Annotated in this window: 21 protein-coding genes; 8 read left to right on the top strand and 13 right to left on the bottom strand. The window is 73.8% G+C overall.

Annotated elements, in window-relative coordinates; translation table 11 throughout:
• Positions 1-67 precede the first annotated feature (67 nt).
• The 4 genes from BJ983_RS05370 to BJ983_RS05355 form a co-directional block, all read right to left on the bottom strand.
• Positions 68-1531 (bottom strand): aldehyde dehydrogenase, encoded by a 1464-nt coding sequence (locus BJ983_RS05370; RefSeq protein WP_179792876.1) that lies wholly within the window; start codon positions 1529-1531, stop codon positions 68-70.
• A gap of 5 nt (positions 1532-1536) precedes the next feature.
• A complete protein-coding gene (locus tag BJ983_RS05365; RefSeq protein WP_179792875.1) occupies positions 1537-2118 on the bottom strand; it encodes a 3,4-dihydroxy-2-butanone-4-phosphate synthase in 582 nt (193 codons plus the stop codon).
• A 30-nt stretch (positions 2119-2148) separates the two neighbouring features.
• On the bottom strand, positions 2149-2688 hold the full coding sequence (locus tag BJ983_RS05360; RefSeq protein WP_179792874.1) for an NAD(P)H-dependent oxidoreductase: 540 nt from the start codon (positions 2686-2688) through the stop codon (positions 2149-2151).
• A gap of 216 nt (positions 2689-2904) precedes the next feature.
• Positions 2905-3597, bottom strand: coding sequence for a GntR family transcriptional regulator (locus tag BJ983_RS05355; protein WP_179792873.1), 693 nt, complete (start codon positions 3595-3597; stop codon positions 2905-2907).
• A 194-nt stretch (positions 3598-3791) separates the two neighbouring features.
• Here BJ983_RS05355 and BJ983_RS05350 point away from each other — a divergent pair, with 194 nt between their 5' ends.
• Positions 3792-4781: an AraC-like ligand-binding domain-containing protein gene (locus BJ983_RS05350; RefSeq protein ID WP_179792872.1), complete on the top strand. Its 990-nt coding sequence runs from the start codon at positions 3792-3794 to the stop codon at positions 4779-4781.
• Positions 4782-4893: 112 nt separating this feature from the next.
• Entirely contained in the window at positions 4894-6036 is a 1143-nt protein-coding gene (locus BJ983_RS05345; RefSeq protein ID WP_179792871.1) for an LLM class flavin-dependent oxidoreductase, read from the top strand.
• Positions 6037-6069: 33 nt separating this feature from the next.
• Here BJ983_RS05345 and BJ983_RS05340 read toward each other — a convergent pair whose 3' ends face one another.
• The gene (locus BJ983_RS05340) at positions 6070-7767 is read right to left on the bottom strand and encodes a DUF885 domain-containing protein (protein ID WP_179792870.1); all 1698 of its coding nucleotides are present in this window, start codon (positions 7765-7767) and stop codon (positions 6070-6072) included.
• Between the two features lie 56 nt (positions 7768-7823).
• On the opposite strand from BJ983_RS05340, the gene BJ983_RS05335 reads away from it, so the two are divergent.
• The gene (locus BJ983_RS05335) at positions 7824-10187 is read left to right on the top strand and encodes a transketolase-like TK C-terminal-containing protein (protein WP_179792869.1); all 2364 of its coding nucleotides are present in this window, start codon (positions 7824-7826) and stop codon (positions 10185-10187) included.
• 164 nt (positions 10188-10351) lie between these two features.
• Here BJ983_RS05335 and BJ983_RS05330 read toward each other — a convergent pair whose 3' ends face one another.
• From BJ983_RS05330 to BJ983_RS05305, 6 genes are all read right to left on the bottom strand, one after another.
• Positions 10352-11815 carry a transposase gene (locus BJ983_RS05330; RefSeq protein WP_179792868.1) on the bottom strand — a complete coding sequence of 488 codons (1464 nt, stop codon included), beginning with the start codon at positions 11813-11815 and terminating at the stop codon, positions 10352-10354.
• Positions 11816-11921: 106 nt separating this feature from the next.
• A complete protein-coding gene (locus BJ983_RS05325; RefSeq protein WP_179792867.1) occupies positions 11922-12203 on the bottom strand; it encodes a hypothetical protein in 282 nt (93 codons plus the stop codon).
• A 23-nt stretch (positions 12204-12226) separates the two neighbouring features.
• Complete coding sequence (locus BJ983_RS05320; protein WP_179792866.1) at positions 12227-12706, bottom strand: (2Fe-2S)-binding protein; 480 nt, start codon at positions 12704-12706, stop codon at positions 12227-12229.
• Positions 12707-12719: 13 nt separating this feature from the next.
• On the bottom strand, positions 12720-15077 hold the full coding sequence (locus BJ983_RS05315; protein ID WP_179792865.1) for a molybdopterin cofactor-binding domain-containing protein: 2358 nt from the start codon (positions 15075-15077) through the stop codon (positions 12720-12722).
• Between the two features lie 432 nt (positions 15078-15509).
• A complete protein-coding gene (locus BJ983_RS05310) occupies positions 15510-15848 on the bottom strand; it encodes an STAS domain-containing protein (RefSeq protein ID WP_179792864.1) in 339 nt (112 codons plus the stop codon).
• A gap of 111 nt (positions 15849-15959) precedes the next feature.
• On the bottom strand, positions 15960-16634 hold the full coding sequence (locus BJ983_RS05305; RefSeq protein WP_179792863.1) for a hypothetical protein: 675 nt from the start codon (positions 16632-16634) through the stop codon (positions 15960-15962).
• A gap of 187 nt (positions 16635-16821) precedes the next feature.
• Between BJ983_RS05305 and BJ983_RS05300 the strand changes: the two genes are divergently transcribed.
• Positions 16822-17556 carry a hypothetical protein gene (locus BJ983_RS05300; protein ID WP_179792862.1) on the top strand — a complete coding sequence of 245 codons (735 nt, stop codon included), beginning with the start codon at positions 16822-16824 and terminating at the stop codon, positions 17554-17556.
• Between the two features lie 9 nt (positions 17557-17565).
• On the opposite strand, the gene BJ983_RS05295 is transcribed toward BJ983_RS05300, so the two are convergent.
• On the bottom strand, positions 17566-19482 hold the full coding sequence (locus BJ983_RS05295; protein ID WP_179792861.1) for a protein kinase domain-containing protein: 1917 nt from the start codon (positions 19480-19482) through the stop codon (positions 17566-17568).
• A gap of 206 nt (positions 19483-19688) precedes the next feature.
• Here BJ983_RS05295 and BJ983_RS05290 point away from each other — a divergent pair, with 206 nt between their 5' ends.
• From BJ983_RS05290 to BJ983_RS05275, 4 genes are read left to right on the top strand one after another with little or no spacing between them, the layout of a single operon-like run.
• Complete coding sequence (locus BJ983_RS05290; protein WP_179792860.1) at positions 19689-19973, top strand: DUF1490 family protein; 285 nt, start codon at positions 19689-19691, stop codon at positions 19971-19973.
• A 7-nt stretch (positions 19974-19980) separates the two neighbouring features.
• On the top strand, positions 19981-22200 hold the full coding sequence (locus BJ983_RS05285) for a heavy metal translocating P-type ATPase (RefSeq protein WP_343053746.1): 2220 nt from the start codon (positions 19981-19983) through the stop codon (positions 22198-22200).
• 16 nt (positions 22201-22216) lie between these two features.
• A complete protein-coding gene (locus BJ983_RS05280; RefSeq protein ID WP_179792859.1) occupies positions 22217-23671 on the top strand; it encodes a YibE/F family protein in 1455 nt (484 codons plus the stop codon).
• A gap of 38 nt (positions 23672-23709) precedes the next feature.
• A complete protein-coding gene (locus tag BJ983_RS05275; RefSeq protein ID WP_179792858.1) occupies positions 23710-24849 on the top strand; it encodes an MFS transporter in 1140 nt (379 codons plus the stop codon).
• Here the strand turns inward: BJ983_RS05275 and BJ983_RS05270 are convergent.
• Positions 24830-26209: a protein adenylyltransferase SelO family protein gene (locus BJ983_RS05270; protein WP_179792857.1), complete on the bottom strand. Its 1380-nt coding sequence runs from the start codon at positions 26207-26209 to the stop codon at positions 24830-24832. The genes BJ983_RS05275 and BJ983_RS05270 overlap by 20 nt on opposite strands.
• Positions 26210-26245 lie beyond the last annotated feature (36 nt).

The raw sequence follows: 26245 nt of genomic DNA, 5'->3' as shown, positions 1-26245 counted from the left end.
GCAGTCATCGAACTACAAAGTTCGACAGGCTCCCCGGCACGGAAAAGTACTCACGGGCCGCAGGCACCTAGCCCAGCGTGAACGGGTCCCGCGTGCCGCCGGTCAGCTCGACCCACACCGCCTTCGTCTCGAGGTAGGCGTCGATCCCGTTCAGGCCGTTCTCCCGGCCGAGACCGGACTGCTTGAACCCGCCGAAGGGGACGCTCGGCGCGATCGCGCGGTAGGCGTTGATCCACACCGTGCCGGCCCGGATCTTCCCGGCGATCCGGTGGCCGCGGTGGATGTCCTTGGTCCACACGGCGCCCGCGAGCCCGTAGGGCGTGTCGTTGGCGAGCTTGATCGCCTCGTCCTCGTCGGTGAACGTGACCGCCGAGAGCACCGGCCCGAAGACCTCCTCGCGGTACACGGTGTCGGTGGGCTTCACCGAGAGCACCGTGGGCTGGACGAAGTAGCTGCCCAGCGACTCCTCGGCCACGCCGCCGTAGGCGATCGTGGCGCCCTCCTCGCGGGCCTTGTCGAGGTAGCCCAGCACCTTCTCGTACTGCGGCTGGTTGGCGACCGGGCCCATCTCGGTCTCGGCGTCCATCGGGTTGCCGAGCTTGATCGACGCGGCGCGCTCGGCGACGAGACGGACGAGCTCGTCGTGGACGTCGGCGTGCACGATCAGCCGCGAGCCGGCCATGCAGGTCTGCCCGGTCGCGGCGAACACGCCCGCGACCAGCCCGTTCGCGGCGGCCTGCAGGTCGGCGTCGGCGAAGACCACCTGCGGCGACTTGCCGCCGAGCTCCAGGGTGACCGGGTTGAGGTTCTCCATCGCGGCCTGGCCGACGTGCTTGCCGGTCGCGGTGGAGCCGGTGAACGCGACCTTGTCGACGCCGGGGTGCCCCGCCAGGTGGGCGCCGGTCTCGCGGCTCAGGCCGGTGACGACGTTGACGGTCCCCGCGGGGAAGCCCGCCTTCTCGATCAGCTCGGCGAAGCCCAGCGTGGAGGCCGGCGCGTGCTCGCTCGGCTTGATCACGACGGTGCAGCCGGCCGCCAGCAGCGGCGCGAGCTTGAAGGTCATGAGCAGCAGCGGCGAGTTCCACGGCGTGATCGCGGCGACCACGCCGATCGGCTCGCGCCGGGTGTAGACGAGGTAGTTCGGGTTCGGCGAGGGGATCTGCGCGCCCTCGATCTTGTCCGCGAGACCCGCGAAGTAGTGGTACCAGCCGCCGAGCCCGTTGAGCTGCCCGAGCATCTCGCGGTAGAGCTTGCCCGAGTCGTTCACCTCGAGCTTCGCGAGCCGCTCGGCGTCCTGCCCGATGAGGTCGCCGAGGCGGCGCAGGCAGGCGGCGCGGGCGAAGCCCGTCATCGCGCCCCACTCGCCCTCGAACGCGGACCGCGCTGCGGCGACGGCCGCGTCGACGTCCTCCGGCCCGCCGTCGGGGATGGTCGCCCAGTTCTCCCCGGTGTAGGGGTTCTGCGACTCGAAGGTCTTCCCGGAGATCGCGTCGACCGATCGGCCGCCGATCAGCATGCTGAACTGTTCCATCAGGCTCACTTCCTCGTGATCAGATCGGAGACGGCGAGGTCCGCCAGGCCCTCCACGCGCGCGAAGGCCCCGGCGGTCACGGCGTCGAGCAGCTCGCCCGACTCCTCGTCGAGCATCGTGCAGAGCACCGCGACCGGGCCGAGCCCGGCCAGCTCGGCGAGCGCCGACGCGACCTCCGCCGTGTCGGCCCCGCCCGGGCGGACGGCGGTGGCGACGACGTGCCCGGGGCGGGTGAGGTCGTCGGATCGGGTGCCGGGGTCGGCGAGGAGTGCCAGGGTGCGTGCACGGTCGGTGGCGCTGATGCCGGTGCTCACCTCGCTCGCGGCGTCGAAGGGCACGGTGCGGGCACTGCGCCCGTGCGCCGGCGGGAGCTCCAGCGCGGTGAGCAGCGACTCCGGGGCGGCCGCCTCGAGGAACCCGCTGCCGTAGCGCACCAGGAACGCCACCGTGGCGGGCTCGATCCCGGCGGCCGCGGCCACCAGCACGGCGCCCTGCGTGCCTCCGTGCACGACGACGGGTCGGCCACGGCCGATCTCGTCGACGGCGTGCTCGACGAGGTCGAGAGCCGGGGCGACGGCGAGGGTCACTTCTCCTCCTTCTCGACGGCGGGTGCGGGGCTAGAGCAGCGGGGCGAGCGCGGTGACGGCGGGCGCGCCGCGCACCGCCGCCGTGAACTCCCCGAACGCGCGCCCGTGGGCGGCGACGAGGTCGAGGGACCCGGCGGCCAGCCCGCCGTCGGGGTCGAAGTGGTCGCCGCTGAGGAAGAGTCCGGGCGAGAGCACCTGGGCGGCGAAGAACCCGGCGAGGATCGAGCGCAGGTCGTCGACCGCGAGGAAGTGCTCGGTGGCGTTCCCCGTGTGCAGGATCGCGGTGGCCTTGCCGCGCAGCGGGGCCCGCTGCTCGCCGGCGGCCCCACGCTGGGTGTTCTCGAGGAACGCCTTGATCAGGCCGGACGACCGGGCCCGGTAGGTCGGGGTGGCGAACACGACGCCGTCGGCGGCCTCGACCGCCCGCTGCAGGTCCTCCGGATCCGGGGCCCGTCCGAGCTCGACCACCGTGCTCGGCGCGCCCGTGGCGTCGAGGAACGCCTGCAGCGCCGTGGAGCTGCGGCCCCCGGCGTTGGGCGATCCGACGAGACCGAGCAGGGAGACGGTCACCGGTCGACCTCCGGGTGCGGACAGCTCACGGGTGGCGAGTACCCCGAGAACGTAGGCGTCCTGCACCTCCGGCCCCCATCCGTCTCGCGCACGGGGTCAGCCGATTCGCGCAGGGGGAACCCGCCCCCCTGTGACTGCGACGCGTCGTTGCGGTCGTCCAGCGGGAGGAGAGCCGCATCGTCGGACGGCGGACGCACCCGGACCCGGCGTCGGGAATCAGGCGTCGGTCGCGCTCCGGGCGGCGGCGTGGCGGGCGCCGAGGATGTGCGAACGCATCGCCGACTCGGCCAGGGCGGCGTCGCGGTGGGAGATGCCGAGGACGAGGTCGTGGTGGCCCGCGACGCTGCGGGCGAGGTCGGCGTCGGCGTAGTGGCCGAAGGCGAGCGCCACCAGCGGGGTCGACGAGACCGACGCGAGCAGCGAGGCCAGGCGCGGACTGTCGGCGGCGGCCATCACCTCCCGATGTAGCGCGCCGTTCGCCTCGACCGCGCGCGCCACGGCGGCCGCCTCGTCGTGACCGGCGGCACGCAGCTCGGACAGCTCCGCGGCCGCCGCGGCGAAGGCCCGGTCGTGCTCGCGGAGGGTGGCGATCACCGACGCGTCGGCGCGCTCGGCGGCGAGTCGCGCCCCCTCCCCCTCGAGGAGGGCCCGCAGCGAGTAGACCTCGTCGACGTCGCGTCGGGTCCAGGAGCTGACCCGGGCCCCGCGGTGGCGGACGATCTCCACCAGACCCTCGGCGGCGAGCGCGTTGAGGGCCTCGCGCACGGGCGTGCGGCTCACTCCGAGGGTGTCGGCGAGCGGACCCTCGCGCACCCAGGAGCCGGGCACGAGGGCGCCGGCGGCGATGTCGGAACGGATGCGGCGGTAGGCCTGCGTGCGGGCCCCGTCCTGCGAGACGGTGGAGGACATCGAGGGACACTCCTGACGACGGACGGACGACGTTCCGGCGCCCGGTCCTCGCGGTGTGCTCCACGCGGCGGGTGCACGGATCGTATGCGGTCGGGCGGTTCCAACCCCGTCCCCCATCGCCTTGCGGACGGATCGTATGCGTGCGACCGTGAGCCCCACCACACGATGACGTGACCGAGCAAGGGGTCGTGCAGGTGAGCGCTCCGACCGACGAACCCCTGGCGGCGCACGCGGTGATGAACACCGACGACGTCGACGAGGCGCGGCACGTCGTCACCGAGGTCTACGTCCCGCACGAGCTCGACTCGCTGGGCGGGCGCCCGCTCGACGCGCGGCTGAACAGCGTCGCCTCGGAACGCCTGACGCTCGGCTACCTGGTCTACGGCGCGGACGCGTCGCTCGACCTCCCGCCCCTCGAGCACTGCTACCACGTCAACCTCACCCTCTCCGGGCGCACCGAGGTGACCCGTCGTCGGGGGCGGGAGCGGGCGGTGACCGAGGGCGGGCGCAGCGGCGCGGTCCTGCTGCCGACCGAGGACTCCACGGTCACCTGGACCCCGGAGGCGACGCAGTTCGCGATGAAGTTCCCCCGCGGCCCGCTCGAGGAGCACCTGGGCGGGCTGCTCGGCCACCCGATCCACGACGCGCTCGACTTCGACGTCTCGATGGACCTGACGGCGGGGCCCGGGGCGGCGCTGATGAGCGCGGTGCGCTTCCTGCAGACCGAGCTCGACCGGCCCGGCGGGATCGCCACCGCCCCGCTGGCGCGCGCCCAGCTCGAGACCTACGTGATGACCGCCCTGCTCCACGGCGTCGGGCACCAGTACACGAACGAACTGCTCGCGCCCCGCGTGGAGGAGCGGCCGGCGATCGTGCGGCAGACCCTCGAGTTCATCGACGCGCACGCCGCGGAGCCGTTCAGCATCCCGCAGCTCGCGAAGCGCATGGGCGTCTCCACCCGCACGCTGCAGGTGACCTTCGCCCGGCACGTGGGGATGACGCCGAGCGAGTACGTCCGCGACGTCCGCCTGGCGGGGGCGCACGCCGACCTGGTCACCGCGAACCCGGCCGACAGCTCGGTCACCGAGCTGGCCGCCGCGTGGGGCTTCCTGCACCAGGGGCGCTTCTCCGAGCAGTACCGCGCCAAGTACGGGCGCCTGCCGTCGCAGACCCTGCGTTCCTGACGTCGGGCGCTGCGCACTTCGGATGCCCGGCTGCGTCAACCGGATGGATCAGCGGGGCGCGATTTCCTAGCGTGATCGCAGTCACCGAGGACGCCGCTGGAGGTTGCCACCCATGGTCCAGACGATCACGCACGGCCGCGAGCAGACGCTGCCCCTGGAGCACCCGCGCACCGGGCCGTCGATCTTCAACGACCAGAAGATGAAGCTCGGACTGTTCGGCTCGAACTGCTCGGGCGGTCTGTGCATGACCGACGCCCCGACCACCTACGAGATCACCTGGGACCACACGAAGTCGATCGCGCAGAAGGCCGACCGGCTCGGCATGGAGGCGATGGTCCCGGTCGCGCGATGGAAGGGCTTCGGCGGCAACGTCAACTTCAACGGCACCAACTTCGAGACGTTCACCTGGGCCGCCGGCATCGCCGAGGCGACCGAGCAGATCACCGTCTTCACCACCACCCACATCCCGACCGTGCACCCCGTGGTCGCCGCGAACATGGCCGTCACCAACGACCACATCGCGCAGGGCCGGTTCGGGATGAACCTGGTGATGGGCTGGTTCACGCCCGAGATGGGGATGTTCAACCCGAAGCAGCTCGAGCACGACGAGCGCTACGTCTACGGCGGGGAGTGGCTCGAGCTCGTCGAGCGACTGTGGACCGCCGAGGGCGAGTTCGACTTCGACGGCACGTACTTCCAGGCCAAGAACCTGGAGTCCGAGCCCAAGCCGGTCCAGGACCCGCGTCCGGTGCTCATCAACGCCGGCAACTCGGCGTCGGGCACCGACTTCTCCGCGAAGTACGTCGACATCAACTTCGCCTCGCTCGACATGGAGAAGATGGCCGACTACACGAAGGAGATCAAGCGCAAGGCCCGCGAGGAGTACCAGCGGACGATCTCCACCATGACCTACGGCCTGATCGTCTGCCGCGACACCGAGGCCGAGGCCAAGCGCGACCACCAGCGCATCATCGACGAGGGTGACTGGCCGGGCGCCCGCAACCTCATGTCGATCATCGGCATGGAGTCGCAGTCGTTCAACGAGCAGATCGAGAAGTTCCAGGAGCGCTTCATCGCCGGCTGGGCCGGACAGCCGCTGGTCGGCACGCCCGAGCAGGTCGTGGAGGGGTTCCAGCAGCTCTCCGACCACGGCATGGAGGGCATGATCATGGGCTTCCTCGACTACAACGAGGAGATCGACCAGTTCGGCGAGCAGGTCATGCCGCTCATGCGTGAGGCGGGTCTGCGCCACTGATGTGCGCTTCGCGCAGGTGAGCACTACGGGGGCCTATAGGCCCCCTGAGTGCTCACCTGCGAGTTCTCGCACCAGGTCGTCCAGCCCCAGCGACCCCTGGGCCAACGCGGCGGCGTGCCACGCGCGGAGATCGAAGTCCGCGCCGGCACGCCGCTGCGCCGCGTCGCGGCCCGCCAGCCAGGCCCGCTCGCCGAGCTTGTAGCCGATCGCCTGGCCCGGCCCGCCCAGGTAGCGGATGAGCTCGGAGTCGAGCATCTCCGCGCTCCGCCCGCTGTGCCGTCCGAAGAACTCCCGGGCCAGCTCCGGGGTCCACCGCTCCCCCGCGCCGACCGGTGCGTCGTCCGGGATCGGGAGCGACAGGTGCATCCCGAGGTCGATGATCACGCGGATCGCCCGCAGCATCTGCGCGTCGAGGTAGCCCAGCCGCGAGCCCGGGTCGGTGTGGAACCCGAGCTCGTCCATGAGCCGTTCCGCGTAGAGCGCCCAGCCCTCGACGTTCGCGCTCACCATCCCGACCACCGAGGTCTGGAACAGCGACAGCCGCTCGGCGTGCAGCGGCCACGAAGCGAGCTGCAGGTGGTGGCCCGGGACCCCCTCGTGGTACCAGGTCGAGTACAGCCCCCACGTCGGGTAGCGGTCGTCGGACGACGCCGGGAGCCACGTCCGTCCCGGGCGCGCGAAGTCCATCGACGGCGGCGTGTAGTACGGCGCCGCGGCGCTCCCGACCGGCGCCAGGCGGGCCTCCACCGTGCGGATCGGCCCCGACAGGTCGAACTGCGTCCCGTCCAGCGCGGCGATCGTCGCGTCCATCAGCTCCTGCAGGCGCGCCACGGTGGCCTCGCCGCCGACGAGCACCTCGCCCGCGGTGTCCAGGTGGGCCATCGCGGTCGCGGCGTCGGCCCCGGGGAGCACGCGGTCGGCCTCGACCGCCATCTCGTCGCGCAGCCGGCGGAACTCGGACCAGCCCCACGCGTACACCTCGTCGACGTCGAGATCGGCGCCGTTCCAGTAGCGGCTCGCCACGCGGTAGCGCTCGGCCCCCACCCCGTCCGGAGTCCCCTCGGCCGCCGGGAGGTACTCGGTGAGCAGCCAGTCCCGCAGCCCGGCGAGGCCCGTCGCCGCCGCTGCGGCGCCCCGGTCGAGCTCCGTCCGGACGGCGGGTCCGACCTCGGCGTCGCGCGCGAAGGCCGAGAACCAGCCGCGCCCGCCGTCGTCGTCGAGCCAGGCCCGGAGCTGGGCCGCCACCCGCCGCACCTGCCGCGGCGCCGCGAACAGACCCTGCCGTCGGCCCTCCTCGAGCGAGCGCCGGTAGCCCTCCAACGCGGCCGGCATCCGCGCGGACCGGCGGGCGACCACCGCCCAGTCGTCCTCGGTCGCCGTCGGCATCATCGTGAACGCGCCCCGCAGCCCCGCGGGCGGACCGAACAGCTCCTGGACCGCGCGCAGCGGCTCGCCGGTGGCGCTGTGGTCGAGCTCGGCGGAGAGCCGCTCGACGAGCAGGCGCGCGCACCGCCGCTCGTCGGCGTCGGTCGGCTCCGGCAGCGCCGCGAGCCGCGCGAGGGTGTCCCGACGGACGTCGTCGCCGGCGGCGATGCCGTCGGGCGAGAGGTCGGGGAGCTCGTCGAGGTGGTCGTTCCACCCGAGATCGCCGGCCAGGATCGGGTCGAGGGCGGCGAGGCGGCGGACGTGGTCGTCGGCCAGCTCGCGCACGGCACGCTGCGGATCACTCATCGCGGTGCAGTGTGCCCCGCACCGGGCGCGGGCACCTGGAGAGTGTGTCGACGACGATGCCCGCGCCCCGCTCCGACGCCGACGGGTCCTCCGATCTCGACACGCTCCGCGAGGTGGAGAAGCGGGTCCTCTGGCTCTCGGCCGCGATCGTCGACCACGCCAACCGCGTCCGGTCCGCGACCGGCGGGGTGAAGGTCGGCGGCCACCAGGCGTCGTCGGCGTCGATCGTCTCGATCATGACGGCGCTGTGGTTCGGCGTGCTGCGCCCGGAGGACCGGGTGTCGGTCAAGCCGCACGCCAGCCCGGTGCTGCACGCGATCAACCACCTGCTCGGCCGCCTCGACGCCCGCCACCTCACCACCCTGCGGCAGAAGGGCGGGCTGCAGTCCTACCCGTCGCGGTCGAAGGACCCCGACCCCGTCGACTACTCGACCGGCTCGGTCGGCATCGGCGCGACGGCCCCGATCTGGGGTGCGATCGCCCGCCGGTATGCGCACGGGCTCGGCACGCGGGCGGGCACGGGCCGCCAGTTCTCGCTGGTCGGGGACGCCGAGCTGGACGAGGGCGCCGTGTGGGAGGCCGTGCTCGACCCGATCGTCCGGGAGCTCGGCGAGGTCACGTGGGTGGTCGACTTCAACCGCCAGTCGCTCGACCGCGTCGTCCCCGACATCTCCGTCACCCGCCTGCAGGGCCTGTTCGAGGCCGCGGGCTGGCAGGTCATCACGGTCAAGTACGGCCGGCTGCTCACCGACCTCTACGCCCGCGAGGGCGGCGAGGCCCTGCGCCGGCGGATCGACACGATGTCGAACCCCGAGTACCAGCGCCTGCTGCGCTGCTCCGCCGCCGAGCTGCGGGAGCGGCTCCCGCAGTCCTCGGAGGGCCATCCCGACGACGGGTCGCTGGTCGCGTCCCTGCTCGAGGGCCTCGACGACGACGCCGTCCACGCCGCGATCCGCAACCTCGGCGGGCACGACCTCGGCGCCCTGCTCGACGCCTTCGACCGCATCGACGACTCCCGCCCGACCGTGATCTTCGCTTATACGGTGAAGGGCTACGGCCTCGCGACGCAGGGCCACCCGCAGAACCACTCGTCGCTGCTCACCGAGGACCAGATGCGCGAGCTCGCCGCGTGGGCGGGCACCGACCTCGACGAGCCGTGGGCGGCGCTGGCGCCCGACTCCCCCGCCGCCCGCCTGTGCGCGGACGCGTCGGCCCGGCTCGCCCGGCCCCGGGAGACCGAGCGGGACGGCTCCCGGCCGGCGGCGCAGGACCACGGTCCGGCCGAGCTCCCCGACGTGCCCACCGACGTCGGCCGCACCCCGACCGGCACGGGCACCACCCAGCAGGCCCTCGGCCGCGCGCTGCTCGACCTCACCCGGTCCGCCCCGGACGCCGCCCGTCGGGTGGTGACCTGCTCGCCCGACGTCGCGAGCTCGACCAACCTGGGCGGCTGGCTGAACAAGGTCGGCTCGTGGTCCCCGCAGGAGCGGCGGGATTGGTTCGAGGACGACGCCGAGACGATCCTGCACTGGAAGGAGCGCCCCAGCGGCCGGCACATCGAGCTGGGGATCGCGGAGACCAACCTCGTCGGGCTGCTCGGGGAGCTCGGGGCGACCTGGTCGCGGTGGGGCGAGCCGTTGCTGCCGATCGGGGTGCTCTACGACCCGTTCGTCGCCCGCGCGCTCGAGCCGTGGGCCTTCGGCATGTACGCGGGCGGGCAGTCGATCCTGGTCGGGACGCCGTCCGGGGTCTCCCTGGCGCCCGAGGGCGGGGCCCACCAGTCGATCACGACGCCGTCGATCGGGCTGGAGCAGCCGGGCTGCGTCGCGTTCGAGCCGGCGTTCGCCGTCGAGGTGGCGTGGTGCCTGCTCGACGGGCTCGGTCGGCTGGGGCGCCCCGACGGGTCGTCGACGTACCTGCGCCTCTCGACGCGGCCGGTGGACCAGTCGATCGCGGCCGTGCCGGAGGACCCGGCGGCCCGGGAGCGTCGGCGCCGTCAGGTGGTGGGCGGCGGGTACCTGCTGCGGCGCAGCGAGCGGCGACCGGACGTGACGATCGCGGCGATGGGCGCCGTCGTCCCGCAGGCGCTGGAGGCCGCCGAACGGCTGGACGCGCTCGGGCACCCGGCCGACGTCGTCGTCGTGACCAGCGGGGACCTGCTCTTCCGCGCCCTCGACACCGGCGACCGGGCCGTCCTGGACGCGGCTCTGCCCGCCGACCGCGCGGCCCCGCTGGTGACGGTGCTCGACGGGCACCCGCACACCCTCGCGTTCCTCGCGGGCGTGCACCGGGTCCGCGCGAAGCACCTGGGCGTGCGGGGCTTCGGGCAGTCGTCCGACCTCGCCGACGCCTACGCCCTGCACGGGATCGACGCCGACGGGATCGTGACGGCGGGGCTGGATGTGGCTGACGCCAGGTGAGCAGAAAAGGTCGCTATCGAGCCTGTCGGACTTTGTAAGTCCGGTGGGTGCTCGGAGTCAGTCGCTGATTCCGGGTTCCTGACGGCGAGTTCCTGACGGCGGGTTCCTGACGGCGGGTTCCTGAGGGCGGGCTGCGGCGCCCGGAGGGCGCCGTGGCCCGCTTCTCAGGTGGTTGCGGTGTGGAGCTTGAGCAGGTTGTGGGCGGTGGCGATCAGGGTGAGCTCGGCGCGGACCGCGACGAGACCCCGAACCCGGAACCGGTCGGCGATCCGGTTCTTGATCTGCCCGAAGACCGGTTCGACGGTGACTTTGCGACGTCGGTAGCGCTCGCGCGCCTCGGGCTCGGCGAGCCGTTCGCGCATCCCGCGGCGCACCCGCGACTCCTGCCGGGGTGGTTGTTGCTGCTCGGGGTCGCGCAGCGCATCACGTGTGGGCGGGACCAGCGGTCGGGGACCCCGCCCCTGCTGGTGGACGTCATCGAGGGCGGTGATGTCTCCGGCGGTGAAGTAGCCGGTGTCAGCGAGCACGGTCTCGACCGGGGCGTCGATCCCGGCGCGGGCGAGGTTGTCCAGCGCGGCGGCGGTCATCGGGGCGAGCAGACCGGCGTCGTTGGCCTGCTCGACGACCTCGACCGCGATCACGACCTGGTCGTCGCCGACCACGGCCTGGGAGTTGAAGCCCTGCAGGAACCCCTGCGCGGTCCGCAACGGCCGGGAGTCGGGGTCGGTGGTGTTCGCCCGCACCGGCTTGTCCCCGGCCGGGGTGCTCTCGGTCGGGGTGGCCGGTGCCTTCGGGGGCCGGCCTTTCGGGAAGCGCCCGTGGGTGGCGTGGTGGGCGTTCCGGGCCGCGAGCTTGGTCTCGTAGCGTTGCTGCTGGGCGGCCGCTTCCGCCGCCCGGGCGGCGTTCTGCTCGGCGACCTTCGCCGCGGCCCGGGCCAGCCGGGCCCGCCGCGCGGTCGGGTCGTTCATGTCCTCGGGCGGCTCGTCGCCCCGTCGTCCCGGCCCGTGCTCGGCGTCCTCGGCGGCGTCGCTGGACTCGGCCCGTTCCAGGCGGTCCTCGACCACCCCCGCCAGACCCTGGTCATCGGGCTCCGGGTCACCCAGATCCGGGCCACCCAGCTCCGCGCCACTGGGCTCCGGCTCACCCAGTTCGGCCTGGGCTTTGGCGATCCCCGCCGCGGTGCGGTTGCGCCGCGACGAGGCGTTCGCGGCGATCTTGCTGCCATCGACCGAGATCGTCCCGACCCGCCCCAGCCCCGCGGCCGCGCAGACCTTGAGGACCTCGATGAACAGGTCCTTGAACACCTCGCGGTGCCGGACCCGGAACGCGGCGATGGTGTCGTGATCAGGGACCTGGTTGGCGGTGATCACCCGGAACGCCACGTCGTGGCCGCAGGCGCGTTCGATCCCGCGTGAGGACGTCAGACCCACCGCATACGCGTAGATCAACAACGTGAGCATCATCGCCGGGTCGTAGGCCCGCCGGCCGCGACCCCCCAGCCGGTAGGTGGAGATCAACGCGGTCAGATCCAACATCTCGACCGCGTCGATCACCGTCCAGGCCAGATGCCCCTCGGGCAGCCAGTCCCGCACATCCGGGGGCAGCAGGAACCCGGTGTCACGATCCACCGGACGGAAGTCACGAGCCACCCCAAGATCCAATCAGAGGCGCTGGCGCCGGTCTATAAAAGCCGACAGGCTCTATCGCGACCTTTTCTGCTCACATGCGGAGCACCTACTCGAACGGACCGTCCTTGACCAGGCCACCGGCCGGGCCCTCGACGTACCGGTAGTCGGCCGGCGGCACCGTGCTCTCGGTGCCGTCGGCACCCTGCGGCCGGTTGCCCTGGAGGTTCGAGGCGTCGGCGCTCTGCGCGAACAGGTCCGAGCCGATGGCGGACACCGCGGTCACGGCCTGGAGAGGACTCTGGCTCTCGTCGGCCTGGGCCACGCCGGCGAGCAGCGGGAGCGCGGCACCGGCGAGCCCGAGGGCGGCGAGCGGCTTGCGGAAGGTCACGGTTTCTCCTGGTTCTCTCGAGGTCACATCTTCTCCGCGCCGGCCTTGATGGCCTCGCGGATGCGGTTGTAGGTGCCGCAGCGACAGATGTTGCGCAGCTCCTCGATCGCGGCGTCGTCGACCTCACGGCCCTCCGCCTGGCACTGCCGGACCTTCGCGACGGCGGCCATGATCTGGCCGGGCTGGCAGTAGCCGCACTGCGCGACGTCGTTGTCGATCCACGCCTGCTGCATCGGGTGCAGGTCGCCCCCGGGCGCGGTGTCGGCGAGGCCCTCGATGGTGGTGACCTCGTCGGTCGGCTTCACCGCTCCGACCGGCACCGAGCACGGGTTGAACGCCTTGCCGTTGATGTGGCTGGTGCACGCCTTGCAGACGTTGATGCCGCAGCCGTACTTGGGACCGGTGACCCCGAGCAGGTCGCGGATGACCCACAGCAGGCGGACGTCGTCCTCGACGTCGACGTTCACCGACTCGCCGTTGAGCTTGAAGGTGTGGTTGGGCATGCGGGTCTCCTCGTCAGAACGTGGTCTCGAGGCCGTTGACCGGCGACGGCGGCACGGGCGGGGACGTCGGGTAGGGCGTGAAGGGCAGCGGGTCCTTGTGGTCCAGCGGGAAGTAGCTCGGCGTCTTCCCGGTGGCGCGCACGTAGGCGCAGGCGATCGCGCCGCACGTCGCGGCGACGCCGAACTCCCCGACGCCGCCGGGCTCCGGGGCGTCCGAGTCGTCGATGACGATGATGTTCATCTCCGGCGGGGTGTTCCACTGCCGGGTGTAGAAGTAGTTGTCCCAGCTCGCCTCGACGAAGTGGCCGTCGGTGAGGTGCAGGCTCGAGGTCAGCGTCATCGCCAGCGCGTCGTTGATGCCGCCCATCATCTGGGCGCGCACCCCGCGCGGGTTGATCACGAGACCGACGTCGACGACGTAGGTCACCTTGGTGACGCGGGGGCCGGTGCGCGCCGAGCGGATCTCACGGTTGACCGTCTCGGGGCGGCAGTCGAGCTCGACGACGGCGCAGGCCACGCCCTTGTACTCGACGTGCATGCCGATGCCCTGGGCGGTGCCGTCGGCCATCGACTTGCCCCAGTCCGCCTCCTTCGCGGCCCGGTCGACGACCTTCTTCCAGCGCTCGAGCTTGGTGAACTCGCTGCGGAACTCGTACGGGTCCTTGCCCATCTGCCCGGCGATCCGGTCGACCATCAGCTCCCGGGCGGTGGCGACGTCCGGGGAGTAGATGTTGCGCATCGAGCTGGTGTTGAAGCGCATGTCGACCTCGCTGAGGAAGTTCGTCGACACACCGAAGTTGTAGGGCGTCACCTGCGTGGTCACGAAGATGCTCTCGGAGACGGTGAGGTTCCCGCCCGGCACCTTCTGCGCGTTCGCCGTGATCGCCTCGGAGAGTCCCGGGTTGACCTCGGTCGCCACGCTGGTGTGCCGGATCTCGAAGCTCGACACCGCCTCGCCGGCGACGTTCGCCCGGATCCGCGTCGTGGCCATCGGGTGGACCCGGCCCTGGCGGGAGTCGTCGGACCGGGTCCACATGAGCTTGACCGGCTTGCCCATCGCCTTCGAGACCTCGGCGGCCTCGAGCGCGGCGTCGAAGAAGAGCTTGCGGCCGAACGAGCCGCCGCCCTCCATGACGTGGAAGGTCACCGCGTTCTGGGGCACGCCGATCTTCCGCGCGATCTCGGCCTGCGCGGCGATCGGGCTCTTCGACGGGCCCCAGATCGTGGCGCTGTTCGCGCGGACGTCGGCGATGGCGCAGTTCGTCTCGAGCGAGGAGTTGCTGCGGAAGTAGAAGACGGTGTCGCTCTCGAGCGTCGTCCCGACGCCCTTCGGCACGGCGAGCGGCAGCTCGCCCCGGCGGAGCTTGCGCAGCACCGACTCGTCGTCCTCACCGGCGACCGTGCCGGCGGCCCAGCGGACCTCGAGGGCGTTGACGGCGTCGATGGCCTGCCCGTAGGTCTTCGCCCGGACCGCCACGCCGGTGCCGACCTTCACCACGTCGGTGACGCCGGGCATCGCCCGGATCGCCTCGAGGTTGCCGACCGAGCGGGGGAACCCGTTGAGGTCGGGCGCCCGGCAGATGACGGTCGGGAGCGCGTCCGGGATCTTCAGGTCGGTGGTGAACTTCTTCTTCCCGGTCACCATGGCCAGGGCGTCGGACTTGGTCCGGTTCTTGCCGATGACCGTGAACTTCTCGCGGTCCTTGAGCACCACGTTCGCGGCCTCGGTGACCGGGGCGGCCGCCTTGGCGGTCAGATCACCGAAGGGCAGGGACTTCCCGTTCGGGCCGGTGATGAGGCCCTGGCGGCTCGTGAGGACCGAGACGTCCTGGTCGAGCTCGTTCGCCGCCGCCCCGAGCAGGCGGCCCTGGGCGAGCGCGGCCGCGACGCGGATCGGGGTGTAGGTGCTGAAGGTGGTGCTGGAGCCGCCGGTGAGCTGGTTGAACACCAGCTCGGGCCGGGCGTCGGCGAGCGTGACCACGACCTGGTCGGGGTCGAGGTTCATCTCCTCGGCGATGATCATCTGGGTCGAGGTGATGATGCCCTGGCCGTTCTCCGACCGCGGGATCGCGAAGGAGACCGTGCCGTCCTTGTTCACCTTGACGGTGATGAGGTTGGCGGTCGGCCGGGCGCTGTCGCGGATGACGTCGAGCAGGTCGTAGAGCTCGGCCGGCTGCGGCGCCGAGGGCAGCGCCACGGCGGACGCGTTCGGCACCGACTCGAAGATCGTCTGACGACCGATCTCCGCGGCCGTGACGAGCACCGGCGCCGCGACCAGCAGCCCGAGGAAGCTGCGGCGCTTGACGTCCGCGCGGTGGGCCGGCTCGGTGGTCGGGCGCGAGCGCGTGGTGGTCGCTCGGTGAGTGGGCATCGTCGCCTCCCGGCAGCGTCCGATCGGCGCAAGGGGGAGCGGCCGGGCGGACGAAGACTGTGTTGCGGGCCTCAACGAAGTGGCGTTTTAACGGTCACGCAACGGTCCGGCGACGGACGGTTGACCGTTGGACCACGACGGACATGTTCCTGCAGGTCAACGAAGGTGAAACAAGTCTTGAAATTTGTTCTAGCTCGATCGGGTGATGCGGCGCGTCGCACCCCGACACGCCGGGACGCGGACAGCGCCACCGCAACGGGTGCCGCGGCGACCGGCGCGTCCCCGACTCCTACGCTGACCGGGTCCCGGCACACCGGGGTGCGCGTGGTCGGGCGGTGGACGCCCGCACCGAGACCGTCCACGGCCCGGATGCAGGCGTCCACGGTCGTCCCCGTCCCGGAGCCGGCGGAGCCCTACCTCACCGGAGGGGCGTCAGCCCGCGGCCGGACCGGTCCGGGAGTCCGCGTACACCGCGAACACCTGCTCGAGCGGTACCCGCTCGAGGCCGCGGGTGACGGCCGGGTGCAGACCCCGCAACCGGCAGCCGAGACCGTCGGCGTGCCGGGTCGCCCGGAATCGGCACAGACGGGCCAGGGCCAGCGACGAGTCCGACCAGGCCTCCGACACGTCGAGCACGACGGCCTGCGGGACCGCGGTCAGCGCCTCCAGCAGGACGTCGAGCCGCTCACGCGCCGCGTGGTCCAGGTCGCCGACGAGCTCGACGACGACGGTCGGTTCCTCGCCGCGGCGCGGCAGGGGGATCAACGCCATGGGGTCTCCCGGAAGGGGCCGAGGGAGTCGCACGGCGTCGGAGATGAACCGCGGGACGGACGAGGCCTCACCGTGCCCGACGGGTCCGCCCCGGGTCCACGTCCTGACGGGTCAGGCGGCCACCCCGAGGGCGGACCCGACGGTACGAGCGACGCCCTTGAGCTGGTCGGTGGGCTTCTGCTGTTCCCCGGCCTGGGCGTTGAGGACGACCAGCGCACCGGTGAGGGCGGGGATGATCAGCTGCAGGACGGTCAGCTGGCGCTGCGCCTCGGCGGCGCCGACCGGCAGCGACTCGGCGGCGGCGCTCATCGCCCGGCCCGCCTGCTTGTCGGCCTCCTGCACCGCCTGGGCCGCGCCACCGCGACCTTCCTGCGTGGTGCCGCGGTCGAGGTGGGTCGTCGTGCTCGACGACATCCCGGGCGAGTCGTGGATCACCGCGTCCTCGACCTTCTTGCCCACCACGCGGGTGTAGGCCGTGACGCCGAGGGCGGCGCCGGTGAGGACCAGCTTGGCGACGGTGGTGCCGGTGGCACCCTTCTGCGCCGCCGCCCGCTTGCGGTTGTTCACGAGCAGGCCGGCGCCGCCGATGAGGTGGGCCCCGATGAGCGCGGTGTTCACCGGGCTCCACTTGGCCCAGCCGACGCTGGTGATGCGCGCGGTCGTCCGCTGCTGGTCCGCCTCCTCGGCGGCCGCGTTGAGGCCGGCGACGCCGAACAGCGAGCCGCCGAACCAGGCGGCGAGCCCGATGTCGTGGAGGGCGCGGAAACCGGTGTCGCGAGTGCTCACAGAGATGACTCCTGCTGACGGGGGCGCGCCTCACCCGCACCGAGGTGGGCGGGGGCGCAGAACGAGTCCGGCGGCCGGTGGTGGACCGCGGTGCGCGGTGATGCCCCCCGCGACCGTGTCCCGAATCGTCGACCTGTTCTCGTCCCTCGGACCCCATCGCGCGCCCCGGTCCGGCACCATCGCGGGCATGGTGGGACCGGGACGGACCGCGGTGGCCCTCCGTCTGCCCGGCGCGGGCCCGGAGGCGGTGCCGCTCGACCGCGCGCTCGCCGCCGTCGTCGGCTACGCCCGGGGCCGCCGCTGGCTGCGCTTCCGCTCCCCCGGCCGTCCCGAGGGCCGCTGGGTGGAGGTCCCGGCGTACGGATGGGCGCGGTTCGACGCCCACCCGCCGAGCACGGGCCTCGACGCCGACGTGCTCATCGCCGAGGGGCTGCACGGCCGCCTCGACCGCACGGCCTGGCACGGCGTCCACGACGCCCTGGTCCGGGTCGTCCCCCTCGTCGACGCGGCGTGCGCGCGGGCCGCGGGGCGACCGTTCTGGGCGCTGCCCGCCGACGAGTTCTCGGTGCTCGACGAGCCGGGCACGGTCGGCGCCCTCCTGCGCGGCATCGGCGACGAGGCCGGGCCGTACGCCGCCCACGTCCTCGCCGCTCTGCACCACCGGCACCCCGGCCTGGTCCCCCACCTCACGCCGACCACCCGGCGCGCGCTGCTGCCGCACGTCGAGGAGGGCGACAGCGGTGTCGAGGCCGTGGTGCACCGGGAGCTCCGGGTCAACGCGGAGGCGTTCACCGCCCTCGACGAGGTGGTCGCCGACGCCCTCGACGCCCACCCCGGTCGCCTGCGCCTGCACGACGTGCTGCTCTGGCTCACGACGACGTTGCGCCTCGCGCACGCCGTCGAGTGCGGCCGGTCGGGCTAGCGGGCTGCGCTACAGGGCCGCGACGGTCGCGACCCGCAGCTGAGGCTTCGCGACGGTGCCCGAGCAGGCCTTCCCCGCGCGGGGCAGCGTGGCCGCGGCCGTCGTACCGGGGGCCCGGACGCGCAGCCCCGAGACGTCGACGGGCTTGCAGTTCTTCGCGTCGAACTCCGACACCGGCACGATCCGCAGAGACGCGGCCACCGACCCGTTCGGCGCGAGCGTGAGGGCGGCCCCACGGGCACCGGACCGGCTCGCGGGCTTCCCCACGGTCTTCGCGCCCGCCACGAACGAGACCGCCGGGAACCCGGCGAGCGTGCAGGCCGTGTCGCCACGGTTGGTGAACACGATCCGCACCGAGGCGCCCGCGCCGGCCAGCGAGGACACGACGCTCGTGCAGGGCGCGGGCGGGGCCGGCGGCGTCGGCACCCCGGGCGCGGGGACCGGCGCGGGGGCCGGGGCGAGAGGCGCGTCCCCGCCGTCGGGGTCGGCGCCGGCGTCCGGCGCCGCGTCCGGCACGCCGGGCTGCGCCGCGTCGCCGGGTTCGGCCGCGACCGGCTGCGCCCCCGCGTTCCCGACGGCGGGTGCGGGCGGCGGTGCCGCGGGGGCGGCGAGGACCGGCGCGGACGGGACGACCGCGGGCGCCGGGCCGGCCAGCGGCGACGAGGCGCCGGTCAGCACGACCCCGCCGACCACGCCGCCGGCCAGCACCAGCACCGCGGCCGCGCCGAGCAGGCCGCGCCGGAGGGAGCCCGTCCGGGCCGGCGTCGCGACGGGCCCGGTCGGCGGTTCGGGGGCGCGGAGCACGGTCGCGGCGACGGGAGCGGCGGTCCCGGTGCGCGCGGCGGGCACGACGGCCGGCGACGACGTGGCGTCCCTGCCACGGGATGCCGGCAACGACGCTCTGCTGTCACCGGACGGGGCGGCACCACCGTAGGGGGCGGCGGTCGCGGCCGGGCCGATCACGATCGGCGAGCGCGCCGGCATCCCCTCGGTCAGGGCCGCGGCGGGGACGGCCAGCGTCTCGCCGTCGAGGCCCAGCGCGGGAGCGAGCGCGCGGAGCCGGGTGCGGGCGGCCTCGGCGGACGGCCGCTCCACCGGTGCGGCGGCGGTCATCGCCGTGAGCAGGTCCCGCAGGTCGTCGGGAAGCCCGGCCGGGACCACCGGCTCGCGGTGCAGGCGCGCGACCGAGGACTCGACCGGCCCGCCGGGGAACTCCCGACGACCGGTCAGGCACTCGAGCAGCACCAGGCCCAGCGCGTAGACGTCGGCCGGGGAGCCGACCTCGTCCCCCCGTACCTGTTCGGGCGCGAGGTAGGCGGCCGTGCCGGTGACCTGTCCGTGGGCCGTCGTCGCGGTCGCCACGGCGGCCACCCCGAAGTCGGCGAGGACCGGACGGACCCGCGCGGGCCCGTCGTCGGGAGCCTCCGGGTCGGGCTCGGCGGGGTCGAGCAGGATGTTCGCGGGCTTGACGTCGCGGTGGACGATGCCGAGGGCGTGGACGTGGGCGAGCGCGCCGAGCAGCTCGCCGGCGAGCCCGACCACCACCTCCGCGGGCAGCGGGCCCTGCTCGAGGGTGTCGGCGAGCGAGCCGCCGGCGACGAGCCGGGTGACCAGGAAGACGCGGTCGTCGGTCTCGCCGACGTCGAAGACCTCGAGGACGCCGGGGTGCGAGACCTGCGCCGCCGCCTGCAGCTCGCGGCGCACGGCGGCGGAGTCGAGGGTCCCGACGCCGGGCGCGAACAGCTTCACCGCCACGTCGCGGTGCAGGAGGTGGTCCTGCGCGCGGTAGACCGTCGCCGAGGCCCCGCGACCGAGGCGCGGACCCAGCTCGAAACGGTCGCCGACCAGGGCGGGCACCGCTCCGTCGTCGAGGGTGACGACGGTGCCCGTGCCCGCGGAGGTCCCGTGCTCGCTGTCCGGTTCCACCTCGTGATCGTGACCGACGCCATCCGACCGGGGTCATCCACCCCCCGTTCGGGCGCACCGACAGACGGGTTCCGTGATGGAATGACACCGACAATCATCTCCGACAAGGTGATGATCACGGCGCCGACCTCCACTGTCGGTGCCGTGGGCTAGCGTCGGGGCGACGATCACGGCATTGCGCAGCGAGCGGACGAGGGAGACGACGGATGGTGGCGTGGGGTGCCCTGGCGGCGCGGGCGGCCGGGGCGGTGGCGACCGGTGTGGCCGGTGTCGCCGTCGTCGAGGGCGTGAAGAAGCTGTCCGGGGGCCGGGCGGTGCACCAGTCGGCGGTGGCGGTCACCACGCTCGGACTGAAGGTCTCGCGCGCCGCCGAGGCCGGCGCCGAACGGGTCCGGCTCAACACCGCCGACGTCGTGGCCGAGGCCCGCGAGCGGCTGGGCGAGCAGGCGCCGCCGCCGGGTGCCGTCGAGAAGCACGACCACGAGCACTGAGCGCGTCGTGACGAGCGCCCGGCACCTGCACCCCGTTCCCGACGAGGGGCCCCGGCTGCACGTCGTGTCCGACGCGGCCGGCCGGGTGCGGTTCGACGCACCCGACCTGAGGGCGGCGACCGGGCTGGCCGTCGCCGTCGAGGAGGCCCTCGACGACGTCGAGGGCGTGCGTCAGGTCCACGCCTTCCCCCGCACCGGGGCGCTCGTCGTCTGGTACCACCGCGACCACTGCTCCGCCGCGGCCATCGCGGAGGTCTACCGCGGGGTGACCACGGTGACGCCGCACGACGAGCCCGCGACGCGGCTGCCGCGGTCGGCGGAGGTCGGCAACGGCGACCTGCTGCGGATGGCCGTCGGCGGGATCGCGCTGCTCCTGCTCGGCGGGCGCCGCTGGGTCCTGCGCCGCCCCCCGATGCTCGGGCCGACCAGCCGTACGGTGGCCACCGGCGTCACGATCTTCACCGGCTACCCCTTCCTGCGCGGCGCGCTGCGCTCGCTGGTGGGCGGCCGGGGGGCGGGCACCGACGCGCTGGTCTCGGCCGCCACGGTGGCCTCGCTCGTGCTGCGCGAGAACGTCGTCGCGCTCACCGTGCTGTGGCTGCTCAACATCGGCGAGTACCTGCAGGACCTCACGCTGCGCCGCAGCCGCCGCGCGATCTCCGACCTGCTCACCGGCGCCCGCACCACCACCTGGATGCGGGTCGCCCCGGCCGACCCCGCGGGCGAGGCCGTCGAGGTCGAGGTGCCGATCGACCGGGTGCGCGTGGGCGACGAGATCGTGGTCCACGAGCACGTCGTGCTCCCGGTCGACGGGGTCGTGGTCGAGGCCTCCGAGCTCGGCTGCCTCGTCGACCAGGCCGCGATCACCGGGGAGAACCTGCCGGTGACGGCGGAGGTCGGCGACGAGCTGCACGCCGGCTCGGTGCTGCTGCGCGGCCGCCTGGTGGTCCGCGCGACCGCCGTCGGCTCCGACACCGCCGTCGGGCGCATCATCGAGCGGGTCGAGGCGGCCCAGTCCGACCGCGCCCCGATCCAGACCGTCGGCGAGAACTTCTCCCGCCGCTTCGTCCCGCTGTCCTTCGCCCTGTCCGCGGCGACCCTGCTCGTCACCCGCGACGTGCGCCGGGCCATGACGATGCTGCTCGTCGCCTGCCCCTGCGCGGTCGGGCTGTCCACCCCCACCGCCATCAGCGCCACGATCGGCAACGGCGCGCGACGCGGCATCCTCATCAAGGGTGGCTCGCACCTGGAGGCGGCCGGGCGGGTCGACGCGGTGGTCCTCGACAAGACCGGCACCCTGACGACGGGTCGGCCCGTCGTCACGAACGTCGTCTCCTTCGACGACGGCTACTCCCCCGAGCAGGTCCTCGCCCTCGCCGCCTCGTCGGAGATCCACTCCCGGCACCCGCTCGCGCAGGCCGTCATCCGGTCGACCGAGGAGCGGCGGATCGAGATCCCGCCGCACGAGGAGTGCGAGGTGCTCCTCGGACAGGGCATGCGCGTGCAGGCCGACGGCCGCACCCTGCTGCTCGGCTCGCGGGCCCTGTTCAAGGAGCAGAAGGTCAGCGTCTCGCGGAAGGCGTCGGACTGGGTGCGCCGCCTGCAGCGCCAGGCCGAGACCCCGCTGCTGCTCGCGGTCGACGGGAGGCTGACCGGGCTGATCAGCCTGCGCGACACCGTGCGCCCCGAGGCCGTCGCGGTGCTCGAGGCGCTGCGCGCCGACGGCGTCCGGCGGATCGTCATGCTCTCCGGCGACCACCCCGACGTCGCGGAGGCCGTCGCCGCCGAGCTCGGCATCGACGAGTGGCGGGCCGAGGTGATGCCCGAGGACAAGCAGGACGTGGTGCGCGCGCTGCAGGCCGACGGCTTCACGGTCGCGATGGTGGGCGACGGGACCAACGACGCCCCCGCCCTCGCGCTCGCCGATCTCGGTATCGCCATGGGCGTGGCCGGAACCGACGTGGCCGTCGAGACCGCGGACGTCGCGCTCGCGGGCGACCGCCTCACCGCGCTGCTCGACCTCCGCGACCTCGGCCGCCGCGGGGTCGGCGTGATCCGGCAGAACTACGGCATGTCGATCGCGGTCAACGCGGTCGGGCTGGTCGTCTCCGCCGGTGGGGCGCTCTCCCCCGTCGTCGCCGCGATCCTGCACAACGCCTCGTCGGTGGCGGTGGTCGCCAACTCGTCGCGGATGATCCGCTACCAGCTCGAGCCGTCCGGGACATAGCGGACACTGGACGCCGATGGACATCGACGACCCGGTGACGGCGCCGATCCCCGCGCAGCGGCCCACCCCCGGGACGACCGGCCGGCCCGCCCGCGCACCGGGACCGGGCGGGGGTGCCCCTCGCCCGGCTCGGCGGTCCCGGTCCGGGGCCCGACGACGGGCCGCCGCGCCGGCGCGGCGGGGTGCGGCGCGCGGAGAGGGCGGTCACGGCCACGGACACGGGCACGGCCCTGCACCCGCCGTCGGGACGACCGTCCGGCGCCTGCTGGCCGTGCTGCTCGTGCCCTGCGGGCTGGCCGTGCTCGTGGGGCTGGTGCTGCTCGCGCCGTCGCCCTCGGAGTACCGGGCGGTCCTCGACGGCAGCCACGCCGCGGCCGCGGGGTCGGCCGCCGGGACCACGAGCGGAGCGGCCGCCGCGGTGGCCACGCAGCCGCTCGACGGCACCGTCGTGCGCGCGGGCGCCGAGGCCGACTGCTCCGACCCGACCCTCGCCGTCGAGGCCGGCACCGGCTGCTTCCCGCTGCAGGTCCGCCTCGACGAGGGCCCCGCGTCGGGCCGCACGATCGACACCCTGCTGCCCGGCGGGCCCGCGACGCCCCGGTTCGCCGACGGGGACGCCGTCGTGGTCGCGTGGTCCGGGGGCGACCCGGCCGACGCCTCGGGCTACCAGGTGGTGGACCGGCAGCGCGGCGGGTCGCTGCTGCTGCTCGCGGGGGTGTTCGCGCTCGCGGTCGTGCTGCTCGGGCGCTGGCAGGGGCTCGCCGCGCTGGGCGCCCTCGGCATCACGCTGCTCGTGCTCGGCCTGTTCGTGCTCCCGGCGCTGCTCACCGGGTCCTCCCCCGTGCCGGTGGCGCTCGTCGCATCCGGACTGATCGTGGCGGTGGTGTTCCCGACGATCCACGGCTTCTCCGCACGGACCGCGACCGCGGCCTTGGGCACGGTCGTCTCGCTCGGCCTCATCGGCGTGCTCGCGCTGGTGTTCGGCGGGCTCACTCGGCTGACCGGACTGGACGACGCGTCCACGGAGCTGATCGGCGTGCTTGGCGCCGGGATCGACGCCCGCGGGCTCCTGCTCGCCGGACTGATCATCGGCGCCCTCGGGGTGCTCGACGACGTCACGGTCACCCAGACCTCGACCGTCTGGGAGCTCCACCGCGCCGACCCGTCGTCGGGAACGCGGGAGCTCTACGCGGCGGCGATGCGCGTGGGGCGCGACCACGTGGCCTCGGCGGTGAACACGCTCGTGCTCGCCTACGCGGGTGCGGCGCTGCCCCTCCTGCTGCTGTTCACGCTCTCCGGGCGCGGGGTCGGCGACCTGTTGACCGCCGAGGACGTGGCCCAGGAGGTGCTGCGCACCCTCGTCGGGTCGATCGGCATCGTCGCGGCCGTGCCGGTGACGACGCTGGTCGCGGCGGTCGTGGCCCGCTCCGGGACGGCGGATTCCGAGCGAACGGCACTCTCACGCCCATAGATGCTGCGAACGGGCCGCTCGCTCGACAGGGTGATCGCGTGCGGACGACGGAGACGCGGGTGGCCATCGCCGGGGCGGCCGTCGTGGGGGTCGCCTTCGGCATGGGCCGGTTCTGCTTCGGGCTCACGCTGCCGGACCTCCGCGTCGACCCCGGGCTCTCGACGACGGGGGTGCCGGAGGCCGTCCTCGGGCTCATCGCCGGCGGGACGTTCGCGGGCTTTCTCGCCGGGATCGTCGGCGCGCCGCTCCTGGCGGCCCGCCGCGGACCGCGCACCCCGACGACGGTCGGCGGTGTCTGTGGGGCGCTGGGCGCGCTGATCGTGGTGCTGGCGCCGTCGCCCGGCGTCCTCGCGGTCGGGGCCGTGCTCGCCGGGAGCGCCGCGGGCTGGGTGTGGGCGCCGTACTCGGACCTCGCCGCGGCCCTCGTCGCCCGCGAACGCCGACCCCGCCTGCTCTCGATCATCAGCACCGGGACGTGCGGGGGCCTGGTGCTGGTCGCGATCGTGGCGGTCGCCGCCGCGACGACCTGGCGGGCGGCCTGGGCCGCGGTGGCCGTGTGCTCCACGCTCGCGGCCCTGCTCAACCTGCGCTGGGTGCCCGCCGTCCCGCCCACCCCGGTCGCCGACCGCCGCCCGATGCCGTGGCGGGCGCTCCGCGCACCCGCCCTGTACGCGATCGTCTACCAGGCCGGGACGGCGGTGGCCTTCACCTACAGCGCCGACGTCGCCACCCGCGCCGGCCTGTCGGCGGGCGTCCGGCCCCTGCTGTTCGTGATCATCGGCGTGCTCGGCCTCGCGGGCCTGTTCACCGGCGCGATGACCGCCCGGATCGGGCCGCCACGGGTCGCGGCCTGCTGCCTGCTGACGATCGGGGTGGCCCTGCTGCTCCTGGCCCTGGGCGAACGGTCGCCGGTGATCGCGCTGCTGGCCGCGGTGGTGTTCGCCGCGCCCTACATGGTCGGGGCGGCCACGCTCGCCGTCTGGACGGGGAGCGTGGCGACCTCCGACCCGGGCCGCGCGCTGTCGGCCGCGATGGTGGTCGGCGCCCTCGGTGCCGTGGGCGCGCCGATCGTCGTCGGGTCCCTGGTGACGGCGCTCGGCCTGCCGGTCCTGCTGGCGGCGTTCGGCCTGCTGTGCGGCGTCGTCGGCGTCGGCCTCGTCAGGTCCCGCAGTACGTGACGAACGGCCCCGTGCCGGGCTCGGTGTAGCGCTCCCGGCCCGGCTGGACCGTGAACGGCCGGGACACGACCTCGAGGATCTCCTGGACCGGCCCGAGGTCGCCGCCCTCGGCGGCGGTCAGCGCCTCGTCCACGAGGTGGTTGCGGGGCACGTAGACCGGGTTGACCCCGTTCCTGCTGTCCCGGTCCAGCTCCGGGTGCCACCGTGCGGCCCAGGCGTCGTAGGCCTCGCGGTCGAGGAAGAGGTCCCGCGGGTCCTCCGCGCGGAAGAAGCCGGTCCAGTCGACCTGCTGGGCGTGCAGCAGGGCGAGCAGGTCGGCGACCAGGTCCGGGTCCGGCTCGCGCAGCCCGAGCTTCGCGGCCATGCCGGCCTGGAAGTGGCGCTCGTACACGTCGCCGAACTCCTGCACCACCGCGGTCGCCTGCTCGATGGCGGCGTCCTGGTTCTCGTCGATCAGCGGGAGCAGCGCCTCGCCGAGGCGCGCGAGGTTCCACCGGGCGATCGGCGGCTGGTGGGAGTACGCGTAGCGCCCGGCGTGGTCGATCGAGCTGAACACCGTCTGCGGGTCGTACCGGTCCATGAACGCGCAGGGGCCGTAGTCGATCGTCTCGCCGGAGATGGTGGTGTTGTCGGTGTTCATCACGCCGTGGATGAAGCCGACGAGCATCCAGCGCGCGATCAGCTCGGCCTGCGCGTGCACCACGCGGCGGTAGAAGTCGAGGTAGCCGGTCGCCTCGGGGTGGTGCCGCGCGATCGCGTGGTCGGCGAGCGCCCGCACGACGTCGGGTCCGCCGTTGGCCGCCGCGTACTGGAACGTGCCGACCCGGATGTGACTCGAGGCGACGCGCGCGAGCACGGCGCCGGGCAGGAGCCCGGTGTCGCGCGGGACGTCCTCGCCGGTCGTCGAGACCGCGAGGCCGCGGCTGGTGGGGACGCCGAGGGCGTGCATCGCCTCGCCCATGAGGTACTCGCGCAGCATCGGGCCGAGCGCGGCCTTCCCGTCGCCGCCGCGCGCGAACGGGGTGCGCCCGGAGCCCTTGAGGTGCAGGTCGTGCCGCCGGCCCTGCGGGTCGACGATCTCCCCCAGCAGCAGCGCGCGCCCGTCGCCGAGCCGCGGCTGGTACATCCCGAACTGGTGGCCGGAGTACACCATCGCCACCGGCTGGACACCCTCGCCGACGGTGCCGGTGAGCAGGCCGGACTCCCGCAGCTGCCGGGGGTCGAGCCCCAGCTCGACCGCGAGGTCGTCGTTGACGACCAGCGGTGACGGGTGCGGCGCCGGCGCGGCGGTCCAGTTCGCGACGAGGCCGGGAACGGCATCGGCGTAGGTGTGCTCGAGCAGCGAGACGGCGGTACTCACCGCTCCGACGCTACGCGGACGTGACAGCGTGTGCGG

It is taken from the genome of Actinomycetospora corticicola (assembly GCF_013409505.1).
GTDB classification, from domain to species: domain Bacteria; phylum Actinomycetota; class Actinomycetes; order Mycobacteriales; family Pseudonocardiaceae; genus Actinomycetospora; species Actinomycetospora corticicola.
Note: the sequence above shows the minus strand (reverse complement) of the source record. Positions and strands in the feature narration are given on the sequence as shown.